The sequence below is a fragment of the Novosphingobium decolorationis genome, from assembly GCF_018417475.1.
Taxonomy (GTDB): Bacteria; Pseudomonadota; Alphaproteobacteria; order Sphingomonadales; family Sphingomonadaceae; genus Novosphingobium; species Novosphingobium decolorationis.
In genome coordinates, this window is record NZ_CP054856.1 from 3,941,887 (window position 1) to 3,967,232 (window position 25,346).

Here is a 25,346-nt window from a genome sequence, read left to right on the forward strand (position 1 = left end):
GGTCAGTCGCCCCGCAGCGCGCGCTTGAGGGTGTCCACCCGGCCGCGGATGAATTCGAGCGTGGTCGAATAGCCGACCGCGTTCTCGGAAAAGGCGAGCTGTTCGTTGGGCAGCTCCACCGTGTTGCCGTCGAGCGCGGGCATCACCGGGACGCGGTAGCGCGTGGCGTGCTCGGCCGCGGTTTCGAGCGCGGTGCCGTTCTGCGCGGCGCCGAGGGCCGCTGTAAAGTCGATGTCCTTGGCCTTGTAGCCCGGCGTCGCGGCGTTCGCGATGTTCGAGGCAATGAGGCCCATGCGCTGCGAGCGCAGTTCCAGGGCCTTGCCGTGAATGCCGAAGAGGTCCTGCGGCATGATCGCTCCTTCGTGTGCCGGCCAGGTAGGGGCCGGGGTGGTCCTTGCCGCAGGGAAACGCGGCGGTTCGGTCCGGTATTCGCAAGGCATGTGCCAAATGCGCGAGGCGCGCGATTTCGGGCCTTTACGGGCGTTGCGGACCGCGTGAGGCCCATGCGCGGCAAGGCTTTGCCGGAAGGGCGGCAAATGCAGGGGCAAGCCTGAAAAAGACCGGCGCGCGCCGTTCTTGGCTGAAGAGACCCGTCGTCAAAGGACAGCCCGGCCCGTGATCAATCCCGAAAATCTCGTCGATGCGACGTCCGCGCTGATTGTGGGCGGGGGCACGCTGCTTGCGACTTTGCTGCGCTGCGGGTTCACCGACAGCGGGGCGGCCTGTGCCGCGCTGCGCCGCCTCGTGCGAAAGCGCTTCGACGCGGCGAGCTTCAAGGCCGAGCTGGCCGTTCACGTTCAGGATATGCGCCAGGACGGCGTGATCCGCACCGAACCGCACTTGTCCGGTGATGCCGAGTTCGACGAGGCGACCGGCGCTCTGATCGGCTCGCGGTCGGTGGCCTCGCTCCACGCCGCGCACATCGCGCACAAGCGCCGCCGCGCGGCGCGGTCGATGCGCGCGGTGCGCACGCTCAACCAGGCCGCCGACCTTTCGCCCGTGCTGGGGCTGGCCGGCACGCTGATCTCGCTCAGCCAGCTTCCGGCGGGCAGCGGGCAGGACGGCAACTTCACCAGCGCGATCGCCATGGCCGTGCTGACGACGCTCTATGGCCTGCTTCTGGGGAACATGGTCTTTGCCCCGCTCGCGCGCGCGGTTGCGCGGCGCGCCTCGGAGGAGGAGCAGGCCCGCCAGGAGGTGCTCGACTGGTTGGAGAGCCAGGTTGGCGTCGCCCTGCCGCGCCATGCCGATGAGGCGCATGTGCCTGCGAACGGACAGGGGCGGCGCAAGTGAGCGGGCGCGCCACGGTCAGTTGGCAGACCTCGCTGGCCGATCTCTCGCTGATCCTCTTCATGGTCACCGCCGCCGCGGTCAGTACGGCGCCTTCGCCCAAGCAGGGCGGCAAGGCACCGGCGGCTATGCGGCAAGAGATTGCCGGTCGTTCGCAGCGGGCCGAGCCGCTTTCGGTCTACATCGCGCTTCCCGATGCGCCGCCCTTGGCGCAGTGGCTGACCCAGCAGGCACCCGACCCGCGCCAGCAGCTGACCATCACCGCGCCTTACGAGGCCGCGCGGGTGCAGAGCCGGGCCGCGGCGCTCGAAGCCGCGCTGGCGCTGGCGGGCGAGGCGCGCGAGGCAGGGCTGGCCGCCCGTATCGTGCTGGAGCCGGGGCAGGGGGTGATCCGGGCGGAGCTCGCTTTCGATGCCGCCGGGTTGCCGCGCTGAAGGCGGCGTTGGTGGCGGCATCTGGCATGAAGATTGCTGACTGGGCGGGACGAAATGTCCGTTCGCAAGGAAACACGTCCCGCGCATGAGCTTGAGTACGATCCTGATGGCGCTGGCCGCCGGAGGCGCTACCTACGCCGATCTCGACGCGATCGACCGGCAGGTCGCGGCCTTCACCGGCGCGCCCGTGGGCGCGGTCGGGGGGGCGATCACGCCGCTCGACCGGCGCCTGCGCCTCCAGCGTTGCCAGAGCAGCCTTGCGCTGTCCTGGCGCGGCCCTTCCAAGGACAGTGTCGTCGTCCAGTGCGCCGATGTCGGGGGCTGGCGTCTCTTCGTCCCCGTACGCAGTGCGCCGCCGCCCGCCTTCCAGCCGCCCGTGCGTGAGCCCGACGCGATCAATCGCGGGGATGCCCTCAGCATCGCCGTGACGGGGCAGGGCTTTACTGTCTCACAGCCGGGAGAGGCCTTGGAATCGGGTCCTGTCGGCGCGTGGATCCGGGTCCGCCTGGCCACCGGGCAACGGGGGCGGGGCGAGGAAATGCGCGCGCGGATCGTGCGGCCGGGTCTCGTCAGTGTGCCTCTGCCGTGATCGCATCGGGATTTGGCTTTGAAAGCAAACGATAACGCAAGGTTTTGATCGTTGCTCTGAGGTGGCCCTTAAAGCCGGATCGAAACCGCCGTTCTGAGCAGCAGACTATTTGAAGGAGCGGTACAATGCCACCTATCGAAGTGGGACCTGCGCAGTCGATCGGATCGATCCCGTCGCGTCCGGCCCGCCCGTCGGGCGGTGAAGAACTTGCAGCGGTCGCCTCGTCGGCCCCGGCCTCGGCCCGGCCCGAGGCGAACCCGGCCCCGAGCCAGCCTGCCGTGGAAACTTCGGCGGCGCTCGATCCCGGTGCTGCGCCGGTCGACACCGACCGCGTCTCGCAGATTCGCAAGGCCGTGGAAGCCGGCACCTACCCCCTCGTTCCGGCCCAGATCGCCGACGCCATGATCGCGGCGGGCGTCATGCTGCGGACACCCAAGTAACATGACCGGGGGCGAGCTTTCCGGCACCTTGCGGCAGATGCTTGCCGTGCTCGAGACCGAGCGGCAGGCGCTTGCCGCGCTCGACCTCGACGGCATCGTCGGGGCGACGGGGGCGAAGGACCGCCTGTGCAGCGAACTCGACCACCTGCAGCGCGCCGACCTCGACGAGGAATGCCGCGGTCTGCTCGACACTGCACGGCGCCTCAACGAGGTGAACCGGCAGGTGCGCAACATCCTGGCCGCCAATGTCACGCGCCGTCTCGATGCGCTGACCGGCAGTCCGCAGCTCTACCGCGCGTCGGGCACTTACGCCGTGGCCGGCGCCCGCGTCTGAGGGGCGTGCTGGCGGTGCATCTGGCACGGCCCTTGCTGATCTCGTCCCGGAGTAGACATTCGGGAGTCCATCCTTGAGCGATCCAGGTACAGTCGGAGCGAACTTTGCAGGGGCAACCCTGCGCGCGCAGTCGCCCACGCACGCACAGGCGCGCGAGGCCATTGCCCGCGCCGCCGATGCGACCGGCGTCGATTTCCAGTATCTCATGGCGCAGGCCCGGCTTGAATCTGGCCTCGATCCCACGGCCCGGGCCGGCACATCGAGTGCGGCCGGGCTGTTCCAGTTCACCAATGGCACCTGGCTCGGCACGCTGGACCGGCATGGCGCGCGCCATGGCCTCTCGTGGGTCAGCGAAGCCATCGAGGGCGGGCGTATCCGCGATCCCGGCCTGCGCAGCCAGGTCCTGGGGCTGCGCTACGATGCCGATGCTTCCGCGCGCATGGCCGCTGAACTCGCGCGCGACAACGGCGCGGAGCTGACCGCCGTTCTGGGCCGCGCACCCGATGCGACCGAACTCTATCTGGCCCACTTCCTGGGAGCCGCCGGGGCAGGCGAATTTCTTGGCGCGCTCGCCCACAATCCCGGACAGAGCGCAGCGGCGCTGCTTCCCAAGGCCGCCGCGGCGAACCGCGCGATCTTCTACGAAGGCACAGGCGCAGCCCGTTCGGTCGGCGGCGTGATGAACCTCCTGCGCGCGCGCATGGCGAGCGCCATGGGGGAAAGCGGCGGTGCGGTGCGGCTGGCGTACGATCCGGCGGTCTTTGCCGCTCCCGGCAAGGACATGCCGTCGGCGAGTGCCTTTCTTGCCGCGCGCAGTGCCGGTTCGATGCCCGCCAACCTCGGGCCGCTCGCACGGGAGTTTCATGGCGGAACCAGCCCGGCCGCCGCCGCGCCGCACGTCCCCGCCCGCTCCATGGCCGAAACGCTCAAAGGTGCCTTCGGGGCCTCCGAGGCGGCCCTGCCGGGTAACGTGAAGAACGCCTACGGCAAACTCGCGAGGTTCGGCCTGTGAACCTGTTCAAGCGCATCCAGGACCCGGGCGCCCTGGCGCTTCCCGTCGGCATCCTCACGCTCATCGTCCTGATGATCGTGCCGGTTCCGGCGATTGTCCTCGATTTGTCCTTCACGCTCAACATCGCGCTTTCGGTTGCCGTCCTGATGGCGGCGATGAACGCGGACAAGCCGCTCGACTTCTCCTCCTTCCCCTCGGTCCTGCTTTTCGCGACGCTGCTGCGCCTCGCGCTCAACGTCGCCTCGACACGTGTCGTGCTGGTTCATGGGCACGAGGGCGGGGAGGCCGCAGGCAAGGTTATCGAGGCCTTCGGCGCCTTCCTCATCGGTGGCAATTTCGCGGTCGGCATCTTCGTCTTCCTGATCCTTGTCATCATCAACCTGGTGGTGGTGACGAAGGGGGCAGGGCGCGTTTCGGAAGTCTCCGCGCGCTTCACGCTGGATGCGCTGCCCGGCAAGCAGATGGCCATCGACGCAGACCTTGCCGCCGGGCTCCTGACGGCCGACGAGGCCAAGGCGCGCCGCCGTGAAGTGGCGACCGAGGCCGATTTCTACGGCTCGATGGACGGCTCTTCCAAGTTCGTGAAGGGCGATGCGATCGCCGCGCTGCTGATCCTGGGTGTCAACATCATCGCGGGCTTCTGCCTGGGTATGATCAGCCACGAGATGTCGGCGGGGGATGCCGCACAGACCTATATCACGCTCGCCATCGGCGACGCGCTCGTGGCGCAGGTGCCCTCGTTGCTGCTTTCCATCGCGGCCGCCGTCATCGTTACCCGCGTCGCCGACACGCGCGATCTGGCCGGGCAGATCGGCGGCCAGTTCGCCAGCCCCGAGACCTGGCTGCCGGTGGGCGTGGTGCTCGGCGCCATCGGCCTCATTCCGGCCATGCCGCAGACGATTTTCCTGCCCGCTGCGGGACTGGCCCTGTGGCTCTGGCACGCCTTGCGAAAACGGGCCGCGCGCGCGGCCCTGCCCGCCGAGGTCGTGCCCGAGCCGGTCGATCCGGCGCGCATCGAACTGGAGGACGTTTCCGACCATACCCTTGTCACCATCGAGCTGGGCTACGGCCTCGTGCAACTGGTCGATGCGCGCCACGGCTCGCCGCTGGTCAGCCGCGTCACCGGCGTGCGCAAGCAGCTGAGCCAGGCCTTCGGCTTCATCGTGCCGCAGTTTCGCGTGCGCGACGCGCTCGACATGGCGCCGCACGATTATCGCATCGTGCTGGGCGGCGTGACGCTGGGCGGATCGAGCGTTCGCGCCGACAGGGTGCTCGCCATCGATGCGGGCGAGGCGCGCAAGAACCACACCTTGAAGGGCGAAGAGACGCAGGACCCCAGCTTCGGCTGCCCTGCGCTCTGGATCGATCCGGCCGCGCGTGACCACGCCATCGCCGAAGGCTTCCTGACGGTGGATGCCGGGACCGTGATCGCTACCCACCTCAACCAGCTGCTGGCCGAGCGCCCGCAGGACCTGCTCGGCCCCGACGAGGTGCGGATGCTGATCGATGCGCTGAAAGACCACGCGGGCAGCCTGATCGAGACGATCACGCCGCAGCCGCTTTCGCTGGCCGCGCTGACGCGCCTTCTGCGCAACCTCTTGGAAGACGGTATTCCCATCGCCCACCCGCTGCCGATCCTTGCCTCGCTCAGCCGCGCGGTGCAGCAGACGGTGGAGCACGACCGACTGGTCGAGCTGGTGCGCGCGGACCTGGGCGCGCTGATCGTGGGCCGGGTGTGCCCGCCCAACATGCGCCTGCCCGTGGTCACGCTCGACGCCGGGCTCGAAAGCGCCATCGTCTCGGGAATGATGGACCCGGTCACCGGGCAGCCGGTGATCGAGCCCGACCTTGCCGCCACCATCGGCCAGCGCATTGCCGAGCTTTCCGACAGCCGCGGGGCGCAGGCGATCCCGCTCGCGCTCGTCGTGCAGCCGCGTGCACGCCGCGCGCTCGCCCAGCTGCTGCGCCTGCGCGCGCCCAGCTGCCTTGTCCTCTCGATTGCCGAGCTGCCGCCCACCCAGCCCATCGAGGTGATCGACGTAGTGGGTGCGCCGCGTGCGCCCGCGCCGGGTCTGCCCGGGCCGGACGGCGCAGGCGCATCTTCGCCTGAGAGTCTCGCGGCATGAAACAGGATCAGACCGTATTCACGCCGCCGACCTACTCGGTCGGTGCGCGCAGTCCGCGCCTGGGAGGGCATCGGGAGGAAGTGGCCGACCGCGTTCGTCGCTTTCTCCCGATGGTGCGCCGCCTGGCCTGGCACGTCAACGGCACGGGGCGTCCGGGGATCGAGCTGGAGGACCTGATGCAGGCGGGCCTCGTCGCGCTGACCGAGTGCGCGCAGAAACATTCGGGGCCGACCGAAGACGGCTTTGCCGCCTACGCCAAGATGCGCGTGCGCGGCGCCATGGTCGATCTCGTGCGCAAGGCCGTGCCGATGTCGCGCGGAGCGAGCGAGCGCCGCCGCCAGATCGAGGCCAAGGAGCACGAACTGCGCGCCACGCTGGGCCGCGCGCCTTCGCTTGCCGAACTGGCCGAGGCGCTGGGCATGGCGGAGATGGACCTTGCCGCGATGCAGGATTCCAGTCAGCCCATGCGCTTTGAATCCATCGACGAGGTCTATTCCGACCAGAACCTGGCCTTTGCCACCGAGGAGCGCGACAGCCTCGCCATCCTGGCCGATGCGGAGATGCGCGAGGCGGTGATCGCGGCGCTGGGCGATCTGCCTGAACGCCTGCGTCTCGTCATCTCGCTCTATTTCGTGGAGGAACTGAACCTCTCCGAGATCGCCGAGGTCCTGCAGGTGAGCGTCCCGCGCGTCCACCAGTTGAAGGCGCAGGCGCTCACCAAGTTGCGGGAGAGCCTCGCCGGGGTGGCGGACATTCTATAGGCCCGGCAATCCGCCGATGCCGAAAGGCAGCCGGCCTCTCAGCCCGCCATTCCCATCATCGCGCTTTGCGCCCACTGGACGATGGCCTGGGGAGGCATCGCGCCCGACTGGCGTGCGATTTCGCGGCCCTTGTGGATGAGCACCATGGTCGGGATCGAGCGGATCGCGTAGCGCCCGGCAATGGCCTGTTCGGCTTCGGTGTCGAGCTTGCCCAGACGCATCATGGGTTCGAGCCGGGCGGCGGCGGCCTCGAAGGCGGGGGCCATCTGGCGGCAGGGGCCGCACCAGCTGGCCCAGAAATCGACGAGCAGCGGCAGATCTCCCTTGCCCGCATGGGCCTCGAAGTTGGCCGAGGTCAGCACCAGCGGTTTGCCGGTGAACAGAGCCGTGTGACAGCGCCCACAGGTGCCGCCTGCGCCCAGTTTCGCGGTGGGGACCCGGTTCGAGGCGCCGCAGGAGGGGCAGACGACGATCTTGCTTTCGGGGCTGGTCATGGGGCGATCTCCTTGACTTGGATATGGGGCGGCGCGGCGCGGTTGGGAAGGGCGCTCAGGCGACGAGGAAGCGCAGCCGCTCGGCCTTGAAGGCGGCGTCGAGCGCGTCGATGACGGCGCGGATGCGCGGCATGTCGCGCAGGTCCCGGTGGACGCCGAGCCAGATTTCGCGCGCGGGGCCAAGGCCTGCGTCCTTCAGCCGTACGACACCGGGCATCGTTTCTGCGAGATACTGCGGCAGGCAGGCAATGCCGAGCCCTTCGTGCACCGCCCCGGCCTGCGCGTCGCGGCTGTTGCTGCGGTAGACGACCTGCGCCTCGGGGGCCTTTTCCAGCAGCCAGCGCGCTTCGGCCTGGTGGGCCATGTCGGGCATGACGGTGATCAGGCGGTGTCCGGGATCGGTGAGCGGCTCGGGGTGGGCGGCGAGATAGTCGGGGCTGGCGTAGAGCGCGCAGACCATCGTACCCATGCGCCGCGAGATCAGTTCGTTGTGCTCGAAGCGGACCATGCGGATCGCGATGTCGGCCTCGCGCTCGATCAGGCTGAGCGAGCGGGTGTCGGAGAGCAGGTCAATGGAAATGCCCGGATAATCTTCGCGCAGCTTGGCGGCGGCAATGGGGATGAGCCGGTTGGCCAGCGTCTCGACCGTGGTCAGGCGCACCAGCCCGGAAAGCGCGACATCGCGGCCCTGCACCACGCGTTCGAGCGCCATCGCATCCTCGTCCATGCGCTGCGCGTTGGCGAGGACGCTTTCGCCCAGCGGGGTGAGTTCGTAGCCGTGCGGGGTCTTGAGCAGCAGCCGGGCGCCGCTGCGTTCCTCCAGCGCGACCAGACGGCGGCTCATCGTGCTCTGGCTCAGGCCCAGTTCGCGCGCGGCACCTGAAAGACTGCGGGCCCGCGCAATGGCGAGGAAAGTGCGGATGTCGTCCCAGTTCATCGTCCCACCCCGGCGGCGCCTTCTATCCGTTTTTGCATGGAGGCTATGCTCATATCGCCAATGGTCATGCAAAACCAGCAGGACTATCTCCATGGACAAGCTTCCAGCGAAGCCCCGGCGGCAAACGGATCCCCCGCAACCGCCTCCCAACTGTTTGCCGCCACTTGTCAATTTCGGAGAAGCACCATGACCAAGTACCTCGTCGTCCGTTCGGCCGCCACCGGCGCCGCTTCCGTCAGCAACCAGCTGATCGACACCTACCTTGCCGAGCTGGGCGAGGACGCTGTCGTCGTTGAACGCAACCTCGACACCGATCCCGTTCCGCACATCAACTCGGGCAGCCTGGTCGGCATCGGCCGCGCCGCGCCGGTTGGCGACAAGATGACCGACGCCTCGCTCGAAGCGCGCGAACTGCAGGACGCGCTGATCGCCGAAGTGATGGACGCCGACGTGCTGGTGATCGGCCTTCCGATCTACAACTTCGGCCTGCCCTCCACGCTCAAGGCCTGGTTCGATTACGTGCTGCGCGCCGGCACCACCTTCCAGTACACCGAACAGGGCCCCGAGGGTCTGGTCAAGAACACCAAGGCGATCGTCGCCCAGTCGCGTGCGGGCAAGTACGACGATGACGCGGGCGTCATCTTCGGCATGCCGCACCTCAAGGGCCTGCTCGGCTTCATGGGCGTGACCGACGTCGAGGTCGTTACCGCCGAGGGCATGGCCTTCGGTCCCGAAGCCGCCGCCAGCGCCATTGCCGACGCCAAGGCCGCGATTGCCAAGCTCGCCTGAGCCCGTCGGCCCAGCCCCCCTCTAGGAGTTTTTTCACATGACCCGTTCGTTCCTGAAGTCCGCCCTGATCCCGGTTGCCCTGCTGGCCTCGGTTCCCGCCATTCTTCACGCCCAGGCGGCCGATCCCGCGCCCGCCGCGGCGCAGGCCGGCACCTACAAGGTCGAGACCTCGCACACCCGCGTCGGCTTCTCGCTCATGCACTTCGGTTTCTCCGAGTGGTACGGTGAATTCGCCGATGTGACCGGCTCGCTCTCGATCGACCCCGCCAAGATCGAGAACACCAAGCTTGCCGTCTCGATCCCCGTTGCGACCGTGAGCACCACCAACGCGACGCTCGACGAGGAGCTCGTCTCGGCCGACTGGTTCGACGCCGAGGGTCACCCCACGATCACCTTCGTCTCGACCAAGGTGAAGCGCACTGGCGAGCGCACCGCCGACGTGACCGGCAACCTGACCTTCCACGGCGTGACCAAGCCGGTGACGCTCCACGCCAGCTTCAATGCGGGCGGCGTGAACCCGATGAGCCAGGCTTACACCCTGGGCTTCAATGCAACGGGTACGATCACCCGTTCGGACTTCGGCGTGAAGAACTACGTCCCCGCCGTGGGCGACGAAGTGACCCTTCGCATCAGTGCGGCCTTCGAGAAGGGCGAGTAATCCCCCTCCCTCACACTAGCCTTTCCTGAGGCCGCATACGGAAAAGGACATGGTCTCCCCAGGGGGCCATGTCCTTTTCTTTTGGTCCGCGTGAGGTGGACTCCCCGTCGAGACGCTATCCGTCGAGCCGTGGGGCGGAGGGGCTGTCGAGCGCGACGATCCGTCCCCGGTGCAACGTGAAGGCCGGGGCGTCCTCGTCGGGTTCGTTGACGAGTTCGTCGAACACCAGCTGATAGCGGACAAGGGCAATGCGGATTTCGTCCTCACAGGGCCACCCTTGCGCCAGGCGCGTGACGCTGGCGTGGCCGAGCAGGTAGGTGTGGGCGATCTCGTCCTCGCGCGACATGCTGTCACTCGCGGCAAGGGTGCTGTGGGCGCGCTCGAGCATGAGGGGATGGCCGCAGGCATGCAGGACCTGCGCGATAAGCACGTCGGCAAGGATCAGGGCGTCGGCCGGGCTCGCGGCGGCGTGGGCCTGAAGAGCGCGCCAGTCGCGGATGAAACGCTGGCGCTGCTCGGGCAGCAGCGAGGCAAGCGGGCGAGGTTCCTCATCTCGGGATAGAGGTGCCGGGGCGACAGCGGTCTGTCTCGCCTGGGGGCGGACCATGCGCTTGCGCGCGCGCAGGTATCCCAGTGTGGCAAGGCCCACGCTTCCCAGCAGCATCGCAACGCCGGTCGCCAGGATCAGGTTGGCAAGCCATTCGGCCATGGGCAGGTCGGTCACGGCACACCTCCGGGAAGAGCGCGGCGCGATTCGGCAAACACGGGAAAACGAGCAGCGCGATTTCGTGATCTGCCCAAAGCAACCTTGGAAGTGCCGCCTGGTTCCCGAAAGGCGTGGACTTTGCCCTCAGGCTCGCGTTCGAGCGGCTCAGCCGCCGGCCGCTCGTTCGGCCAGAAGCGCGGGCGTCAGCACCTGGGGCAGAACTTCGCCCGGACCTTGCTTCGGGTACCAGACATAGAGCGGGACACCGGCTGCACCCTGCTCGGTCAGGTAGCGGGTGATCTCGGGATCGCGCCGGGTCCAGTCGCCGCGCAGGACAACGACATCGGCCGCCTCGAAGGCCGCCCGGGTCTCCTCGCGCTCGATGGCGACGTTCTCGTTGACCTTGCAGGTCAGGCACCAGTCCGCCGTCATCCACACGAAGACCGGCTTGTCGTCCGCCCGGGCGGCAGCGAGTGCCTCGGCGCTGAAGGGGCGGGTGGCGAGGATCGAGGCGGCCTCGACCGGCTCGGGCGCGGCGGCGGGCAGGAGCGCGAGGCAGGCGAGCGCGTCGAACAGCGCCAGAAGCGCTGCCGGACGGGCCTTGCGCCCCTTGCGCTGCGCGCGGCCCACCCCGAACAGCGCCAGCACCAGCAGCACCGCGAACAGCAGCGTAACGGCGAAGTAGACCTCACCCCCGACCTTCCAGACCAGCCAGCCCAGCGCGAGTGCGGTGAGGCCCATGGGCAGCGCCATCCAGCGCCGGAAGGTCGTCATCCACTTGCCGGGGCGGGGCAGGCGGGTGCGCAGAGCGGGCACGAAGGCAACCGCCAGGAACGGAAGGGCAATCCCCAGCCCCAGTGCGGCAAAGAGCGCAAGGGCGGGCACCACCGGCAGCAGCAGCGCTGCGCCCATGGCGCTCGCCATGAAGGGGCCGGTGCAGGGCGTTGCCACGAACGCGGCGAGAAGTCCGGTCGCAAAGGCGCCTTGCGGGCTGCCCTCGCTGGCAAAGCCGGGGACGGCAAACTCGAAGAGGCCCAGGAGGTTGGCGGTGATCGTGGCGGCCAGCAGAAGCAGCGCGACGACGACGACCGGCTCCTGGAGCTGGAATGCCCAGCCCACCTGTTCGCCTCCGGCACGAAGTGCGAGGAGTACGCCGCCGAGCGCAAGGCAGGCCACGACGACGCCCGCCGTGTAGGCCAGCCCCTCGATCCGGGCGTGCGCTTCGCTCTCGCCCGCCCGTGCAAGCGAAAGGGCCTTGAGCGAAAGGATCGGGAAGACGCAGGGCATGATATTGAGGATGAGGCCGCCCGCCAGCGCGGCAAGCAGCAACCAGGGCAGGGCGGGCAACTCGGGTGTATCCGCGCCCTTGAGCGGGATCCCGCCGCTGGGAACCGGTCCCGTCTTCGCGGTGAAGGCGAGACCGTTGCCAAAGCCGTCGAGCTTGAGCACGCCGTCCAGCACCTCGGGATCGCGCGGCGCAAAATCCGCACGCGGGATGGTGACAAGGAGCGTGTCGTCCTTGCGGGCGAAGGTCTGCGGGGCCGCGTAGTCGACGACCTTGTCCTGCGCGAGGAAGACATGCGGGTTTTCCAGCTCGACCGAAGCGGGGAGCGGGATGGCGAGGCGCAGCGTCTTGGCGGCCAGCGCCTTGGTCGCCGGCGCGTCGAGCGGCGCTGGCAACGCGCGCTGCCATTTGGCAAACTTGGCTTCGGCCTTGGCGTCCGCCTTGCCCAGCACGACTTCGGTGGCGAGCTCGGCGCGCTCGGGCACGCAGATTTCCTCGGTGCAGGCGAGCCACTGCGCCTTGACGCGGATCGGGATGCGCGCGCCAGGCTTGGCATCTGCGGGCAGGGTCACGGGCACGAGTACGGCGTAATCGCTCTCGTAGACGTGGTTCATCAACCCTGCGACCAGCAACGTGTGCGGCACGGGATAGCGCTGATCGCCTGCGCGGGCACCTTCGGGAAGGCTCCAGTCGAGCTGCATGCCAAGACCCGCATCGCCGGGATTGAGCCAGTAGCCGTGCCAGCCCTTTTCAGGGCTCATGGCGATGGCCAACGTCGTCTCCTTGCCCGCTTCGGCGCCGGGCGCGGCCACCAGCCTGGCCGCGATATGGTTGGGGGCGGCCATGGCCACCGGGGCCAGGAGAAGCAGGGCGAAGGCTGCGAGGAGTTGACATATACGTGTCAAAAACAGGCTATAACGACGCGAATTCATAGAACTTACCTTGCGCCCCACGTGCGAGATCCCGGCCGTTCGTTCCCTTGGGGATTGTCGGCTCTCCCGCCTGTGCCCGGTGCGCGCCGACAATTCAAGGAACACCCATGCGCCTGCGTCTTTCCACCCTCGCTCTTGCGACCGGCCTTGCCACCGCCGCGATGGCCTCACCGGCCCTTGCCCAGGACGCCGCGCCCGAAGCCCAGGCCACGCCCCAGCTGATCGTCGCGATCTCGGTCGACCAGTTCTCTTCCGACCTTTTCGCGCAGTACCGCCAGCGCTTCTCCAAGGGCTTCACGCGCCTGCTGGATGGTGTCGTGTTCCCCTCGGGCTACCAGTCGCACGCCGCGACCGAGACCTGCCCGGGCCACTCCACGCTTCTGACCGGCGTTCACCCGGCGCGCACCGGCATTCCGGCGAACGGCTGGATGGATCCCGCGCTCGCACGCGCCGACAAGGAAATCTACTGCGTCGAAGACGAGCGCGATCCGCGCAGTTCGTCCGACAAGCCGGTGGTCAGCCCGGTGCACCTCAAGGCACCGACTCTCGGCGATCTCATGAAGAAGCGTGATCCGCGTACGATCAACGCGGCGGTTTCGGTCAAGGACCGCGCCGCAGTCATGATGAGCGGGCACGACACCGATGCCGTCTACTGGTTCGGCGAGGAAGGCTACACGACCTTCCTCGACCGCAAGGTCTCGAAGAGCGTTGCGGCCTACAACGCGCAGATCGCCAGCAAGGTCGCGGCCGGGGCTGCCGAGATGCCCGTGCCGGGCGATTGCGCGCGCCGCGACCATGCCACGCCCATCGGCGATTTCACCATCGGCACGTACAAGTTTCCCTTCAAGGCGGGCGACTACAAGGCGTTCTCGGAAAGCCCGCGCGGCGATCTCGCCACCGCCGACATGGCTGTGCGCCTCGTTGACGAACTGGGCATGGGCAAGGACGCTGTCACCGACCTGCTTTCGGTCAGCTTCTCGTCGACCGACAAGGTCGGCCATGCCTTCGGCACCGAGGGCGTGGAGATGTGCATCCAGATGAACACGCTCGACACCGCGCTCGGTACGCTGTTCGACGCGCTCGACGCGCGCGGGATCGACTACGAGGTCGTGCTGAGCGCCGACCATGGCGGTTTCGATGCGCCCGAGCGCCAGCAACTGCGCGGCAACCCGCATGCGGGCCGCGTCGATCCTTCGCTGACTGCCGCCGCACTCGAGGCCGAAGTGGCCCGCCGCACCGGCGTGACCGTTCCCAGCGGGCACCTCTTCTACGGCGCCGGGGAATCGGGCAGCGTGTGGCTCGCGCCCGACCTTGCGGGAAAGAACAAGCAGACCGTGGTGGCAAGCCTGCTCGACGTGCTGCGCGCCAACCCGCAGATCGAGGCGGCTTTCTCACACGACGAGATCATGGCCGAGCCCATGCCTGAAGGCGCCCCGCAGGACTGGACGGACCTCCAGAAGGTGCGCGCGTCCTATGTGCCGGGGCGCTCGGGCGAGGTGCAGATGCTGACCCGCCGCGGGATCGTGCCCGGCAAGGCCAAGCCCTTCAAGGTCGCCAGCCATGGTAGCCCGTGGGATTACGACCGCCGCGTGCCGATGCTGTTCTGGCGCGAAGGGATCCAGGGATTCGAGCAGCCCGATCCGGTCGAAACCGTTGATATCGCGCCCACTCTTGCTGCCACCGTGGCCCTCTTCGCCCCTGCGGGCACGTGGGATGGAAGATGTCTCGACATTGATGCGACGGAGGCCGATAGCTGCTCTTCATGAGCGACTCGGATACACGCATCCCGACTGGCGCGAAGGAGCGCCGTGATCTCATCATCCTGGGCGGCGGTCTCGTCGGCATGACGCTGGCGCTGGCCGCGGCCCGGGCCGGGATCTCCAGCCACGTGATCGACCGCGCCGACCCGGCGGACCTCGTTGCCGAGGGCGCGGACGGCCGCGCCTCGGCGGTTTCCACCGCGAGCTGGAACCTGTTCTGCAACATCGGTCTTGGCAAGCGCCTCGAGCCGCTGGGCTGCGCGATCGATTCGATCGCGGTGACCGACGGCATGAAGCCGGGCCGGATCGACTTCCAGCCCAAGCCCGACGAGGGCACGCTGGGTCGCATGTACGCCAACCGGGACCTGCGCATCGCGCTGTTCGAGGCGGCCAAGGACGAGCCCAACATCGCCTGGCACGTCAAGACCGAGGCCGTGCGCCGCGATCGCGGGCCCCACGGGGTGGAAGTCGAACTGAGCGACGGGCGCATCCTCACCTCCTCGCTGCTGGTCGCGGCCGAAGGGCGCCAGTCGCCCACCCGCGATGAGGCCGGCTTCTCGATGGCGAAGTGGGACTACCACCACCGCGCCATGGTGACGGGGCTCTTCCACTCCAAGCCGCACGGCGGCACGGCCTGGGAAATCTTCTATCCCGCTGGACCCTTTGCGCTGCTGCCGCTGCTCGACGACGCGCAGGGGCGCCATCGCAGCGCGCTGGTCTGGACGGTCGCCGAGAAGGACGCAAAGGGCGTCATCGCGATGAGCGATGCGATGTTCCTGAACGAGGTTGCCGAGAAGATGCACGGTGTCCTTGGCGATATCGAACTCTCGGCTCCGCGCATGAGCTATCCCTTGCGCTTCCATCATGCCGTGAACGTGGTCGACGAGCGCCTTGCGGTGATCGGCGATGCCGCGCACGGCATGCACCCGATCGCGGGGCAGGGCCTGAACCTGGGCCTGCGCGACGTGGGCGCGCTGGTCGAAGTGCTGAGCGAGGGCATGCGCCTGGGCCTTGAACCGGGCGATGCGCAGCTGTTGGCGCGCTACGAGAAGTGGCGCAGCCTCGATTCGGTCATGGTCATGGCCGCGACCGACACGCTTACCCGCCTGTTCGGTATTCCGGGCCGCGTGCCAAGTGCCGTGCGCCGTCTGGGCATGGGCGCGGTGCAGCGTCTGCCTGCCCTCAAGCGCTTCTTCATGGACGAGGCGCGGGGTATGTCCGGCAAGCTTCCCGAGCTTCTGCAAGGCTAGGGAGGCGGGCTGGCCCCCGCGTTCCGAGTTGCAGTCAAAGAGAAGGTGGAAGGTAATTTCTCAAGGGGGTATTACCCCTTGACCCCAAACTCGGCGACCTCACCTCTCTTAGCCAACGCAGCGCGAGAGCCTTGAGCTCGACAGTTCGGGGAGCCCGAGGGCGATGGCCTTCGGATATCTCTTCCTGATCTGCGACCCTCTTTCGCGCAAGTTTGGTTTCTCGCGCGCGATCTTCCGTCAGCTCCGGGTTTCAGGCCGACGTGCCCGGCCCGACAGCGTGAAGTGCACACCTTCAGGATCGAACGTCAGCCGGGCTTCGCCTTCGAAATAGCCCGCGACGATCCGTTCGATCAGGGTGGAGCCGAAGCCGCGTTCGGTGGGCACCTCAACCCGGGGGCCGCCGCGCTCGGCCCATTCGAGCGTGCAGGCGGCGTCCGCGCCGTTCCAGGTGAGCGCGATGGTTCCGCCCGTCTGGGAAAGCGCGCCATATTTGGTGGCGTTCGTCGCCAGTTCGTGGAGCCCGAGCGCGAGGCCGAGGGCCTGGCGTGCGCCAAGGAGCAGCGGAGGACCGGACAGCACGAAGCGCGGGTCGTTCTCGCCCTGCATGTGCGGGCCCAGGGCCGCCGAAATGAGGGCGCGCACATCGATGTCATCGAGGGCCGAACGGGTCAGCACATCCTGCGCGCGCGCCAAGGTCAGAAGGCGCGCATCAATGGCCTTGCGGGCCTGCTCGACATCCGGGCTGCGGCGCAGCGTCTGCGCCACGATGGACTGCACGATGGCGAGCGTATTCTTGACCCTGTGGGTCATCTCCATGGCGATTTCGTGCTGTCCGGCGCGCAGGCGCTCGGCTTCGGCATGGGCGGCGCGGCTCTTCTCCAGCGCGGCGCCCAGTTCGATCTGCGACATCGCCTGGCGCGCGAGTATCCGCAGCATGCGGATCTGCTGCGCATCCAGGGTTCTCGGCTCATGGTCGATCACGCACAGCGTGCCCAGCGCATGCCCGTCGCGTGTCACGAGGGGAAAGCCTGCGTAAAAGCGGATGCCCGGCTCTGCGGTCACGAACGGATTGTCCGCGAAGCGCGGGTCACGGCGGGCATCGGGAATGATGAAGGGGACGTCCTCGCGGATCGCGAACTGGCAGATCGAGACATCGCGCGGGGTTTCGGAGATGTCGATCCCGATGCGGGCCTTGAAGAACTGGCGTTCGGCTTCGACGATATTGACCAGAGCGACGGGTACGTCGCAGATTTCCGCAGCCATGGCGACGATGTCGTCGAAGTCCTGTTCCGGTTCGGATGTCAGGGAATAGCGCGCAAGTGCCTCGAGCCGGGCATCCTCGATCGGATCGGCCCGGTTCTGGTCTGGTGTGTCGGTCATGTCCGGTGTTCTCTCGGGCTCAGTCTTCGCCCGATCCGGCGTCATTCTCAGCGGCTTGCGACGGGCTTCCCTGGCTGGGCGTTGCGAGCGGGCTGGGTTGATCGATGGCGCGGCCCTCGGCGTCCTTGAGGCGCCGGGGTTCAAGCATCGCGGTCGTCTCGAGCAGGCTCAGTGCCTTCTGGGCGTTCTCGTAGCGATGCGCATCGGCGATCCAGTTGTGCGCAGCCTCTGCGCCGGGCAGGCGCTCCACTTCGCGGATCGCCCCGTCGATGCGGCGTGCGGTCAGCATGATGCGCGCGCGCTCGATTCGGGCGCGGGGCGAGACCAGCGCGGCGGAATCGCGGCGCACCGTGAACAGCGAGGTCAGCTCGCCCCGGGCGCGGTCCCAGAAGCTGATGTCGCGGCCCGAAACGCTCAGTTCGGGGGAGAGGGCCTCGAGCCGTGCGCTCAGTTCGTCGATCGTTACCGGCTCCTTGGAGAAGGCGATGATCGTCTCGACCGCGCGGGGCTGGGCGTCCATGAAGCGCAGCCGCAGCTGGTCGGCGACGTAGCTCAGCGGTTCGCCGCGATCGACCATGCGGCGTGCGGCAAAGGCGATCAGCAGGCTTTCGGCGCGCGCGGCATTGCCCGAGGCGGCGTCGGTCTCGAAATCGATGCGCGAGAGGCGGTTCTCGATCATTGCGAGGCGCCCTTCCATCGTGCCGAGCGCGGCAAGCTGGTCCGGCGAAGGATGCCCGGCGCCGGGGCTCGGCAGGGGAAGGGGATCGGGGATCTCGACAGGCTCACCGACAACCGCCGTTTCCGCAGCCGGAGCCTCGGACATTTCGGCCGTGGGCAGGACCTGTTCGAGCCAGCCACGCGAGGACGCCCAGGCGACGAAGGCGGCGCCCAGCAGGAACGCCACGAAGGCGACGAAGACCATGCCGCCGCGCGAACGCGGGCGTGGTCCCGGCACGGTTTCGCGCGCAAGTGGTTGTGTCTCGAAGTCCTGCATCAGGTCTGGCATCAGGTCTGGTTGTCTACTTGTATCGATCCCGAGAAAGCCTCTTGGCACATCTGTGCGGCCAAGGCCAGCAAGGCGGCGTCGCTGGGTTCGGGGGCGCAGCGCACACTCCCCCACGGGCTATGGAGCCGCGCGGATACACGCGGGCCGATGGCCACGAGATGAATGGCGCCTGTCGCAAGGCCCCATTTTCGGCATAGATCCTCGAAACGGACCGCCGCTTCGCCCGAGTGGAGAAGAACCACGACAGCGCCCTGTGACATATCGCGCAGGCGTTGCCGCAGGGCCTCAGGGGCAGGCAGCGCCTCGCTGGCGTAGACCTCGCGCGTGGTCATGGTGACGCTTTCGGGCAGGTGAAGCGCCACCCGTTCGCGCCCGGCAAGGCGCAGCAGGCGGCGGTGTTCGGGCGCCAGCGTATCGAGGACGGACTGGAGCCCTCCACGGCCGGTACAGACCACGTCGAGCCCGGCGGCCCGCGCGGCCTCGGCGGTCTTCTGGCCGACCGCGTAGGCGGGTTTGCCGCGATAGGCCTCCAGCGCGCCGCCGCCATGGCGCAGCGCGTTCGCGCTTCCCAGCACGAGCGCGTCGATATCGTCGCAGGCCGGGCCCTCCCAGGCTTGCGGGCGCACTTCGAAGAGCGGGTAGGCTTCGGCGGCGAGGCCCAGCTTGCGCGCGGCCTCCAGGCTTGCCTGCGCGCCCGGCTGTGGTCGCAGGATGAGGACGGGGAGGGGCAGGGAGGCGCCTTGGGCGCTCACGTCGGCGGACCGGTGAAATGCACGGTGACGGCCGGACTTGCACGCGACAGGAGGTCGGCGGCAAGGTCGGCGGGGCCCTTCAGGTCGCCCGAGGCGAAGCGGACCTCGCCCTCGATCCGCTCGCCGCCGTCCGGGGCATAGATCGCCGCGCGCATGTGGAGCTGTTCGCCTTCATGGCGGGTGAGCACGGCAATGGGGCTGTGGCAGTTGCCGCCAAGCCCTTCGAGCAGGGCGCGTTCGGCCAGAACCGCGGCGCGGCTCGGCGCATCGTCGATGGCCGAGAGGAAGGCGGCGGTGCGGGTATCATCGGCGCGGCACTCGATCAGGATTGCGGCCTGCGCGGGGGCCGGGAGCCAGTCCTCTTCATCAAGCGGATGGCCCGTGCCGGTTTCGCCCAGGCGCTTGAGGCCAGCGGCGGCGAGGAAGGTCGCGTCGGCCTCGCCCGCGGCGAGCTTGGCAAGTCGCGTGGCGACATTGCCGCGGAAGGTCACCACCTTGCAGTCCGGCCGGGCGTGGAGGAGCTGGGCGGCCCGGCGCGGCGCGCTCGTCCCCACGACCGCGCCGGAAGGCAGCGCGGCGATGCTGGCCGCGCCGACCAGCACGTCGCGCACGTCTGCGCGCGGTAGTACCGCGCCGATGGCGAAGATTTCGGGGCGCAGCGTCTCCACATCCTTGGCCGAATGCACGGAAAAGTCGATTTCCCCTTCGGCCAGCCAGGCGTCGAGCTCCTTGGTCCAGAGCGCTTTTCCCCCGATTTCGGCCAGAGCGCGGTCCTGGATGCGATCTCCGCTGGCAGTCACGGCCACGATCTCTATATGCGCAGGATTGATTCCATGCGCCTTTGCCAGGCGGTCGCGGGCCTCTTCGGCCTGGGCCATGGCAAGAGGCGAGCGGCGGGTGCCGAGGCGGAAGCGCGGATTGGGCGCGGTGGTCTGGGTAGTCATCGTGGAAACCGTGCTAGCGCCTGGGCGCGTCCAGGAAAAGGTCGTTCGGCCAAAGTGAGCGAGGTAGCGTGAGGATGACGATTGTCCTCGGAATAGAAAGCTCGTGCGACGAGACCGCCGCGGCGCTGGTGACGGCGGACCGCACGATCCTAGCGCAGCGCATCGCGTCGCAGGACGAGGAGCACAAGCCTTTTGGCGGCGTCGTGCCCGAGATCGCCGCGCGCGCGCATGTCGAGCGCCTTGCGCCGCTGATCGAGGGCACGCTGGCCGATGCGGGGATGCGCCTGGACGAGGTCGACGCGATTGCCGCAACGGCAGGTCCGGGCCTGATCGGCGGGGTCATGGTCGGGCTCGTTTCGGCCAAGGCGCTGGCGATGGCGACGGGCAAGCCGCTGATCGCGATCAACCACTTGGAAGGTCATGCCCTTTCGCCCCGGCTGGCCGATGCGAGCCTGGCCTATCCCTATCTCCTGCTGCTTGTTTCGGGCGGGCACTGCCAGATCCTGCTGGTTGAAGGCGTGGGCAAATTCCGCCGCCTTGCCACGACCATCGACGATGCGCTGGGCGAGGCCTTCGACAAGTCGGCCAAGGTGCTGGGGCTGGGCTATCCGGGTGGTCCGGCGCTGGAGCGCCTGGCTGCGAGTGGCGATCCCAGGGCCGTGCCGCTGCCGCGCCCTCTGAAGGGCAGCAAGGAGCCGCATTTCTCCTTCGCCGGTCTCAAGAGCGCGGTCCTGCGCGCGCACCAGTCGGGCGAGTACAGCGCGGCAGACATTGCCGCCTCGTTCCAGCAGGCCGCGATCGAGTGCATCATCGACCGCACGCGCCGCGCGCTCAAGAGCATCGCGGACGTCGCACCGACGGCCCTCGTCGTGGCGGGCGGGGTTGCAGCCAACACCGCGATCCGCACCGCGCTCGAAGGGCTGGCCGCCGATTTCAAGCTGCCGTTCATTGCCCCGCCACTCAAGCTGTGTACGGACAATGCGGCGATGATCGCCTGGGCCGGTGTGGAACGCCATGCGCTGGGGCAGAGCGATCCGCTCGACGTTTCCGCGCGGCCGCGCTGGCCGCTCGATCCGGACGCCGAGGCGGTGCGCGGAGCCGGAGTGAAGGCATGACGACGACGAAAGCAAGCGGTCTGGCGGTCGGGGTCATCGGCGCAGGCGCCTGGGGCACCGCGCTTGCTCAGGCGCTGGTCCGTGCGGGCAACCAAGAGGTGAAGCTCTGGGCGCGCGAGGCGGATCTTGCCGCGCGCATCAACGAAACCCGCGTCAACGACACCTATCTGCCGGGCGCCGAGCTTGATCCGGCGATCCGTGCGACCTCGGACCTTGGCGAGATGGCTGAGCTTCAGGTGCTGCTGGCCGTGGTCCCTGCGCAGTTCCTCGCCTCGGTGGTCGGGCAGCTGCCTGCCGCAGAGCGCGATCTGGTGCTTTGCGCCAAGGGGATCGAGGCGTCCAGCGGGCGGCTGATGGCCGAGGTCGCGGCCGAGGCCGCGCCGGGCAGCCGTCTTGCCGTGCTTTCGGGGCCCACCTTTGCACACGAAGTCGCCGCGGGTCTGCCCACGGCCATCACGCTTGCCTGTTCGGGCGGTGAGGCGCAGTGGCAGCGGCTCGCGCCCCTGATCGCGAGCCCGGCGTTCCGTCCCTACTATTCCGAGGATGTGATCGGCGCCGAAATCGGCGGTGCGATCAAGAACGTGCTGGCGATTGCCTGCGGCGTGGCCGAGGGGCTGGGCCTTGGCCAGAATGCGCGCGCGGCGCTGATCGCGCGGGGCTATGCCGAGATGCAGCGCTTTGGCCTTGCGCGCGGAGGCCGGGCCGAGACGCTGGCGGGCCTGTGCGGTCTGGGCGACCTGGTGCTGACCTGTTCCTCGACCTCGAGCCGCAACTTCTCGCTGGGTCTGGCGCTCGGGCAGGGCCAAAGCGCCGCCGAGGCGCTGGCGGGCAAGAGTTCGGTCGCCGAAGGGGCGGCCACCGCGCCGATCCTCGATGATCTTGCCCGGCGCGAGGGCATCGACATGCCCATCGTCGCCGCGGTCCGCCGTCTTCTCGAAGGCGCCGCGCCTGCGGGTGAAGTCGTCGCCGATATCCTTTCGCGCCCCTTGCGCTCGGAGCAGGAGCGCCTGGGTTGAACGACAGTGTTTCGCGCGCCGAAGCTGGCCGGGACAAGCAGGACGGCGATGACATTGCCGCACTGGCCAAGGGCGGGCGCACCAATTTTCTGGGCTTTTTCCTGCGCCTTGCCGCGCGCATTCCCTTCCTGTTCATCGCCGGGCGGGCGGCGGCCTACGGGCCTGCCGCACTCGGCCGCTTCGCCTCCGCGCTCGTAATCATTGAGCTGACCGCAATGGTCTGCACGATGGGCGAGAAGCGCGGGCTGGCCCAGCGCATGAGCGAGGCTGAAGGCAAGGAACTGCCCGCAAACACTGTCTTCGATGGCGTGGCGGTCTCGCTTCTGGCCTCGTGTGCGGCGGCGCTGTTCTTCTGGTTCGTGCCCGCCCCGATGTTCCCGGGCGGCACCTATACCCAGTTCGACCGGCTGATGGTGATCGCGATCCCGCCGCTGGCGCTGACCGAGATCTGGCTGGCCGCGCTTGCCTATCGCCTGCAGATCAGTCCCACGGTCTGGTCGCGTGCCATCGTCGAGCCCTGGACGATCTCGATCATGGCGGGCCTGATGATCTTCGTCGCGCCCGAAAGCGGGCTTTCGCTCGCCTATATCGCCTCGATCTTTGCCGCCGCGATCACCGCCTTCGTGCCCTTCATCCGCGCCTATGGGCGGCCGCGTGGCTGGCGTCCGCGCGTGAGCGTCATGCGCCGCCTCGTCGTGCGCTCGATGCCGATTGCGCTGGCCGATACGATCGAGTGGGGCACGCGCCGTGTCGACGTGCTGTTGCTGGGCTTCCTCGCGCCGCCCTCGGCGGTTGGCGTCTACTACGCCGCGCAGCAGGTTGCGAGCCTGCCGCAAAAGCTCAAGACCAGTTTCGAGCCGGTGCTGGGGCCGGTCATCACCCGCGCGCTCAAGCGCAAGGACTATGGCGCGATTGCGCGCCAGGTCAGCCAGGTGGGCTTCTGGATCATGGCCGCGCAGGTGGCCATCGCGCTGTCGCTGGGCATCACCGGCGAGGGTGTCATGGGCCTGATCGGGCGCGAATTCGTGGGCGGGACGGGCGCGCTGGCGCTTCTGCTCGCCGCCGAAGTCGTCGCCTCGACCGCCGTCGTCAGCGAGGCGGCGCTGATCTACGTCCACCGTGTGCGCAACCTGGGTGTGTCGCTGGCCACCATCGGCTTCCAGGCGGTCCTGACGTTCGCCGGGATCCTGCTCATGCAGCACCTGGGCTACAATTCGCTGTTCCAGGCCGCGGCCGCGGCGGGCGCGCTCTTCATCGCGCTGGGGCTCGCCTCGGTGGTGAAGGCAAAGATGCTCGCGAAGTTCCTGGGCCATCCGATCAACAACTGGCGCTGGCCGCTGCTCTGGGCGGCAGCCCCCGCGGTGGCGATCGGCTTCGTCTTCACGCAGTATCTCCCCGAGTGGGTGGAACTGGCCTTCGGTATCCCCGCGATCCTGGGTTCCTACCTTTTTGTCATCTGGAAGAAGGCCTTCGGGCCCGAAGACCGCAAGCTGTTCCAGAAGACCAAGTCGAACTGATCGCCTCTGGCATTTCGCATCGTCGCGCGCAGGTCTCGTTCAGTCGCGATTAACGGGCGGGGTGGCGTTCTCGCGTTCCAGCAACGGGACGAGGGGATGGGTTTATGGTGGTTCGCAAGGATCTGTCGGGCCGTGTAGCGAGGCTGGGGCTGGTGCTTTCGGGGCTCAGCCTTCTGGCCGCCTGCGGCGAAGTGGCGGACGCGCCGCCCCCTCCACCGTTGGCTGTCGCGCCGCCACCTCCTCCTCCACCTCCGCCTCCGCCGCCTCCACCACCCGGTATCGTCGCAGCGCCGTCGGCTGTCACCGTCACCGGGGCAAGAGTTGCGGATTCGATGCAGGAAAGCCGCTTCGTGCCGCCCGTGCAGGTTCCCACGCAGCCCGGTCGCGAGCAGTACGAAGGCGAAGAGGTCTCGGCGGTGAAGCGCGTGGCGCAGGAGCCTGTTTCCACCTTCTCGGTCGATGTCGACACCGGTGCCTACACCAACACCCGCCGCTTCCTGACGCAGGGCCAGCTGCCCCCGGCGCGGGCGGTGCGCACCGAGGAGTTCATCAACTACTTCCGCTACGATTATCCGGCGCCCGACAGCCGCGAGGCTCCGTTCTCGGTGACCACGGACATGGCGCAAACCCCCTGGAACCCCGAAACGCGCCTGCTGCGTATCGGCCTTCGCGGCTATGACATTGCGCGCGAAAGCCGACCTCCTGCCAACCTGGTGTTCCTGCTCGACGTTTCGGGGTCGATGAGCGCGCCGGACAAGCTCCCGCTCCTCAAGACCGCGCTTTCGGGACTGGCCGGGGAACTGGGCAAACAGGACCGTGTTTCGATCGTGGTCTATGCAGGAGCCGCAGGGCTGGTCCTGCCGCCCACCAACGACACACGCAAGATCCGCGCCGCGCTCGATACGCTGAGCGCGGGCGGTTCGACGGCGGGCGCGGCAGGGCTCAAGCTGGCCTACAACATCGCGCGGGACAACTTCATCGAAGGGGGCGTCAACCGCATTCTCATCGGCACCGATGGCGACTTCAACGTCGGCATCACCGACCGCGACGACATGATCGCGATGATCGAGAAGGAGCGCGATGCCGGGATCACGCTGACGACCCTCGGCTTCGGGCAGGGCAACTACAACGAAGCGCTGATGGAGCAGGTGGCCGACCATGGGAACGGCAACTACGCCTACATCGACAGCGCGCTCGAGGCGAAGAAGGTGCTGGGCGAGCAGATGGCCTCCACGCTCTTCACCATCGCCAAGGACGTGAAGATCCAGGTCGAGTTCAACCCGGCGCTCGTCAGCGAGTACCGGCTGCTGGGCTACGAGAACCGCGCGCTGCGCGAGGAGGACTTCGAAAACGACGCGGTCGATGCAGGCGACATCGGGGCGGGGCACCAGGTGACCGCGCTCTACGAGATCGTTCCGGCAGGCACCAAGGGCTGGCTGCCCGAACGGCGCTACGAGGATATGCCGAACACGGCCGCGCAGGCCCGGACGCAGGAACTGGCCTTCGTCAAGCTGCGCTACAAGCTGCCGGACGGCACGACCTCGAAGCTGATCGAGCGGCCGGTCCCGGCAAGCCTCGTGGCGAGCGTCAAGGCACCGCGCGGCGACTTCGCCTTTGCCGCGGCCGTTGCGGCCTTCGGGCAGGATCTGCGCGGTGATACGCTCCTCAATGGGTTCGACGAGGGGGACGTGGCGCGCCTCGCCGGGCAGCCCGGCGACTACTGGCGCCAGGAATTCGTGAAGCTGGTCGGACTTGCCGGGGCATTGAAGGGCGATTGAGCGGCCTTGGAGGCTGACAGGGGGGCGCTATCGCTCTAGGC

Annotated in this window: 25 protein-coding genes; 16 read left to right on the forward strand and 9 right to left on the reverse strand. The window is 68.3% G+C overall.

Annotation, left to right across the window (positions count from 1 at the left end; translation table 11 throughout):
- Positions 1-2 precede the first annotated feature (2 nt).
- Positions 3-350, reverse strand: a complete 348-nt coding sequence (gene flgB / locus HT578_RS18270; RefSeq protein ID WP_039388339.1) for a flagellar basal body rod protein FlgB — start codon at positions 348-350, stop codon at positions 3-5.
- 265 nt (positions 351-615) lie between these two features.
- Between flgB and HT578_RS18275 the strand changes: the two genes are divergently transcribed.
- The 8 genes from HT578_RS18275 (at position 616) to HT578_RS18310 (ending at position 6,986) form a co-directional block, all read left to right on the forward strand.
- Positions 616-1,293 (forward strand): MotA/TolQ/ExbB proton channel family protein, encoded by a 678-nt coding sequence (locus HT578_RS18275; protein WP_239026348.1) that lies wholly within the window; start codon positions 616-618, stop codon positions 1,291-1,293.
- Positions 1,290-1,724, forward strand: coding sequence for a hypothetical protein (locus tag HT578_RS18280; protein WP_039388333.1), 435 nt, complete (start codon positions 1,290-1,292; stop codon positions 1,722-1,724). The genes HT578_RS18275 and HT578_RS18280 overlap by 4 nt, the downstream gene beginning before the upstream one ends.
- An 85-nt stretch (positions 1,725-1,809) precedes the next feature.
- The gene (locus HT578_RS18285) at positions 1,810-2,313 is read left to right on the forward strand and encodes a flagella basal body P-ring formation protein FlgA (protein ID WP_039388331.1); all 504 of its coding nucleotides are present in this window, start codon (positions 1,810-1,812) and stop codon (positions 2,311-2,313) included.
- A 125-nt stretch (positions 2,314-2,438) separates the two neighbouring features.
- Positions 2,439-2,753 (forward strand): flagellar biosynthesis anti-sigma factor FlgM, encoded by a 315-nt coding sequence (locus HT578_RS18290; protein ID WP_213500986.1) that lies wholly within the window; start codon positions 2,439-2,441, stop codon positions 2,751-2,753.
- Between the two features lies 1 nt (position 2,754).
- Complete coding sequence (locus HT578_RS18295) at positions 2,755-3,087, forward strand: flagellar protein FlgN (protein ID WP_239026349.1); 333 nt, start codon at positions 2,755-2,757, stop codon at positions 3,085-3,087.
- A 73-nt stretch (positions 3,088-3,160) separates the two neighbouring features.
- Complete coding sequence (locus HT578_RS18300; RefSeq protein WP_239026350.1) at positions 3,161-4,099, forward strand: lytic transglycosylase domain-containing protein; 939 nt, start codon at positions 3,161-3,163, stop codon at positions 4,097-4,099.
- Complete coding sequence (locus HT578_RS18305) at positions 4,096-6,225, forward strand: flagellar biosynthesis protein FlhA (RefSeq protein ID WP_213500987.1); 2,130 nt, start codon at positions 4,096-4,098, stop codon at positions 6,223-6,225. Before HT578_RS18300 ends, HT578_RS18305 begins: the two co-directional genes overlap by 4 nt.
- The gene (locus HT578_RS18310) at positions 6,222-6,986 is read left to right on the forward strand and encodes a sigma-70 family RNA polymerase sigma factor (RefSeq protein ID WP_213500988.1); all 765 of its coding nucleotides are present in this window, start codon (positions 6,222-6,224) and stop codon (positions 6,984-6,986) included. The genes HT578_RS18305 and HT578_RS18310 overlap by 4 nt, the downstream gene beginning before the upstream one ends.
- A gap of 38 nt (positions 6,987-7,024) precedes the next feature.
- Here the strand turns inward: HT578_RS18310 and trxC are convergent, their stop codons facing one another.
- Together trxC and HT578_RS18320 are read right to left on the reverse strand one after the other, a co-directional pair.
- Positions 7,025-7,480, reverse strand: a complete 456-nt coding sequence (trxC, locus tag HT578_RS18315) for a thioredoxin TrxC (RefSeq protein ID WP_213500989.1) — start codon at positions 7,478-7,480, stop codon at positions 7,025-7,027.
- A gap of 55 nt (positions 7,481-7,535) precedes the next feature.
- A complete protein-coding gene (locus tag HT578_RS18320; protein ID WP_213500990.1) occupies positions 7,536-8,417 on the reverse strand; it encodes a LysR family transcriptional regulator in 882 nt (293 codons plus the stop codon).
- A 186-nt stretch (positions 8,418-8,603) separates the two neighbouring features.
- On the opposite strand from HT578_RS18320, the gene HT578_RS18325 reads away from it, so the two are divergent.
- A complete protein-coding gene (locus HT578_RS18325) occupies positions 8,604-9,206 on the forward strand; it encodes an FMN-dependent NADH-azoreductase (RefSeq protein WP_039388313.1) in 603 nt (200 codons plus the stop codon).
- 37 nt (positions 9,207-9,243) lie between these two features.
- On the forward strand, positions 9,244-9,864 hold the full coding sequence (locus HT578_RS18330) for a YceI family protein (RefSeq protein WP_039388312.1): 621 nt from the start codon (positions 9,244-9,246) through the stop codon (positions 9,862-9,864).
- A 115-nt stretch (positions 9,865-9,979) separates the two neighbouring features.
- Here HT578_RS18330 and HT578_RS18335 read toward each other — a convergent pair whose 3' ends face one another.
- Together HT578_RS18335 and HT578_RS18340 are read right to left on the reverse strand one after the other, a co-directional pair.
- Positions 9,980-10,588, reverse strand: coding sequence for a hypothetical protein (locus HT578_RS18335; protein ID WP_213500991.1), 609 nt, complete (start codon positions 10,586-10,588; stop codon positions 9,980-9,982).
- A gap of 147 nt (positions 10,589-10,735) precedes the next feature.
- Positions 10,736-12,787, reverse strand: coding sequence for a protein-disulfide reductase DsbD family protein (locus HT578_RS18340; RefSeq protein ID WP_213500992.1), 2,052 nt, complete (start codon positions 12,785-12,787; stop codon positions 10,736-10,738).
- A gap of 107 nt (positions 12,788-12,894) precedes the next feature.
- On the opposite strand from HT578_RS18340, the gene HT578_RS18345 reads away from it, so the two are divergent.
- Positions 12,895-14,553, forward strand: a complete 1,659-nt coding sequence (locus tag HT578_RS18345; RefSeq protein ID WP_213500993.1) for an alkaline phosphatase family protein — start codon at positions 12,895-12,897, stop codon at positions 14,551-14,553.
- On the forward strand, positions 14,550-15,797 hold the full coding sequence (locus HT578_RS18350; RefSeq protein WP_213500994.1) for a UbiH/UbiF/VisC/COQ6 family ubiquinone biosynthesis hydroxylase: 1,248 nt from the start codon (positions 14,550-14,552) through the stop codon (positions 15,795-15,797). The genes HT578_RS18345 and HT578_RS18350 overlap by 4 nt, the downstream gene beginning before the upstream one ends.
- A 237-nt stretch (positions 15,798-16,034) precedes the next feature.
- Here HT578_RS18350 and HT578_RS18355 read toward each other — a convergent pair whose 3' ends face one another.
- Genes HT578_RS18355 through hemC form a run of 4 tightly spaced genes read right to left on the reverse strand, consistent with a single transcriptional unit; the run spans position 16,035 to position 19,879 of the window.
- On the reverse strand, positions 16,035-17,177 hold the full coding sequence (locus HT578_RS18355; RefSeq protein WP_213500995.1) for a sensor histidine kinase: 1,143 nt from the start codon (positions 17,175-17,177) through the stop codon (positions 16,035-16,037).
- 19 nt (positions 17,178-17,196) lie between these two features.
- The gene (locus HT578_RS18360) at positions 17,197-18,183 is read right to left on the reverse strand and encodes an MICOS complex subunit MIC60 (RefSeq protein ID WP_239026351.1); all 987 of its coding nucleotides are present in this window, start codon (positions 18,181-18,183) and stop codon (positions 17,197-17,199) included.
- Positions 18,183-18,935, reverse strand: a complete 753-nt coding sequence (locus tag HT578_RS18365; RefSeq protein WP_239026352.1) for a uroporphyrinogen-III synthase — start codon at positions 18,933-18,935, stop codon at positions 18,183-18,185. The genes HT578_RS18360 and HT578_RS18365 overlap by 1 nt, the downstream gene beginning before the upstream one ends.
- Positions 18,932-19,879, reverse strand: a complete 948-nt coding sequence (hemC, locus tag HT578_RS18370) for a hydroxymethylbilane synthase (RefSeq protein WP_213500996.1) — start codon at positions 19,877-19,879, stop codon at positions 18,932-18,934. The genes HT578_RS18365 and hemC overlap by 4 nt, the downstream gene beginning before the upstream one ends.
- Positions 19,880-19,953: 74 nt before the next feature.
- On the opposite strand from hemC, the gene tsaD reads away from it, so the two are divergent.
- From tsaD to HT578_RS18390, 4 genes are all read left to right on the forward strand, one after another.
- The gene (gene tsaD / locus HT578_RS18375) at positions 19,954-20,994 is read left to right on the forward strand and encodes a tRNA (adenosine(37)-N6)-threonylcarbamoyltransferase complex transferase subunit TsaD (protein ID WP_213500997.1); all 1,041 of its coding nucleotides are present in this window, start codon (positions 19,954-19,956) and stop codon (positions 20,992-20,994) included.
- The gene (locus HT578_RS18380) at positions 20,991-22,010 is read left to right on the forward strand and encodes an NAD(P)H-dependent glycerol-3-phosphate dehydrogenase (protein WP_213500998.1); all 1,020 of its coding nucleotides are present in this window, start codon (positions 20,991-20,993) and stop codon (positions 22,008-22,010) included. The genes tsaD and HT578_RS18380 overlap by 4 nt, the downstream gene beginning before the upstream one ends.
- Complete coding sequence (locus HT578_RS18385) at positions 22,007-23,527, forward strand: lipopolysaccharide biosynthesis protein (RefSeq protein ID WP_039388303.1); 1,521 nt, start codon at positions 22,007-22,009, stop codon at positions 23,525-23,527. The genes HT578_RS18380 and HT578_RS18385 overlap by 4 nt, the downstream gene beginning before the upstream one ends.
- Before the next feature lie 332 nt (positions 23,528-23,859).
- Positions 23,860-25,305 (forward strand): vWA domain-containing protein, encoded by a 1,446-nt coding sequence (locus HT578_RS18390; RefSeq protein WP_239026353.1) that lies wholly within the window; start codon positions 23,860-23,862, stop codon positions 25,303-25,305.
- Positions 25,306-25,346: the final 41 nt, after the last annotated feature.

Coding starts and splice junctions, on each gene's coding strand:
- flgB (WP_039388339.1), bottom strand. CDS start 350: ATGCCGCAGGACCTCTTCGGCATTCACGGCAAGGCCCTGGAACTGCGC.
- HT578_RS18285 (WP_039388331.1), top strand. CDS start 1,810: ATGAGCTTGAGTACGATCCTGATGGCGCTGGCCGCCGGAGGCGCTACC.
- HT578_RS18290 (WP_213500986.1), top strand. CDS start 2,439: ATGCCACCTATCGAAGTGGGACCTGCGCAGTCGATCGGATCGATCCCG.
- HT578_RS18295 (WP_239026349.1), top strand. CDS start 2,755: ATGACCGGGGGCGAGCTTTCCGGCACCTTGCGGCAGATGCTTGCCGTG.
- HT578_RS18310 (WP_213500988.1), top strand. CDS start 6,222: ATGAAACAGGATCAGACCGTATTCACGCCGCCGACCTACTCGGTCGGT.
- trxC (WP_213500989.1), bottom strand. CDS start 7,480: ATGACCAGCCCCGAAAGCAAGATCGTCGTCTGCCCCTCCTGCGGCGCC.
- HT578_RS18320 (WP_213500990.1), bottom strand. CDS start 8,417: ATGAACTGGGACGACATCCGCACTTTCCTCGCCATTGCGCGGGCCCGC.
- HT578_RS18325 (WP_039388313.1), top strand. CDS start 8,604: ATGACCAAGTACCTCGTCGTCCGTTCGGCCGCCACCGGCGCCGCTTCC.
- HT578_RS18330 (WP_039388312.1), top strand. CDS start 9,244: ATGACCCGTTCGTTCCTGAAGTCCGCCCTGATCCCGGTTGCCCTGCTG.
- HT578_RS18340 (WP_213500992.1), bottom strand. CDS start 12,787: ATGAATTCGCGTCGTTATAGCCTGTTTTTGACACGTATATGTCAACTC.
- HT578_RS18345 (WP_213500993.1), top strand. CDS start 12,895: ATGCGCCTGCGTCTTTCCACCCTCGCTCTTGCGACCGGCCTTGCCACC.
- HT578_RS18350 (WP_213500994.1), top strand. CDS start 14,550: ATGAGCGACTCGGATACACGCATCCCGACTGGCGCGAAGGAGCGCCGT.
- HT578_RS18355 (WP_213500995.1), bottom strand. CDS start 17,177: ATGACCGACACACCAGACCAGAACCGGGCCGATCCGATCGAGGATGCC.
- HT578_RS18360 (WP_239026351.1), bottom strand. CDS start 18,183: ATGCCAGACCTGATGCAGGACTTCGAGACACAACCACTTGCGCGCGAA.
- hemC (WP_213500996.1), bottom strand. CDS start 19,879: ATGACTACCCAGACCACCGCGCCCAATCCGCGCTTCCGCCTCGGCACC.
- tsaD (WP_213500997.1), top strand. CDS start 19,954: ATGACGATTGTCCTCGGAATAGAAAGCTCGTGCGACGAGACCGCCGCG.
- HT578_RS18380 (WP_213500998.1), top strand. CDS start 20,991: ATGACGACGACGAAAGCAAGCGGTCTGGCGGTCGGGGTCATCGGCGCA.
- HT578_RS18390 (WP_239026353.1), top strand. CDS start 23,860: ATGCAGGAAAGCCGCTTCGTGCCGCCCGTGCAGGTTCCCACGCAGCCC.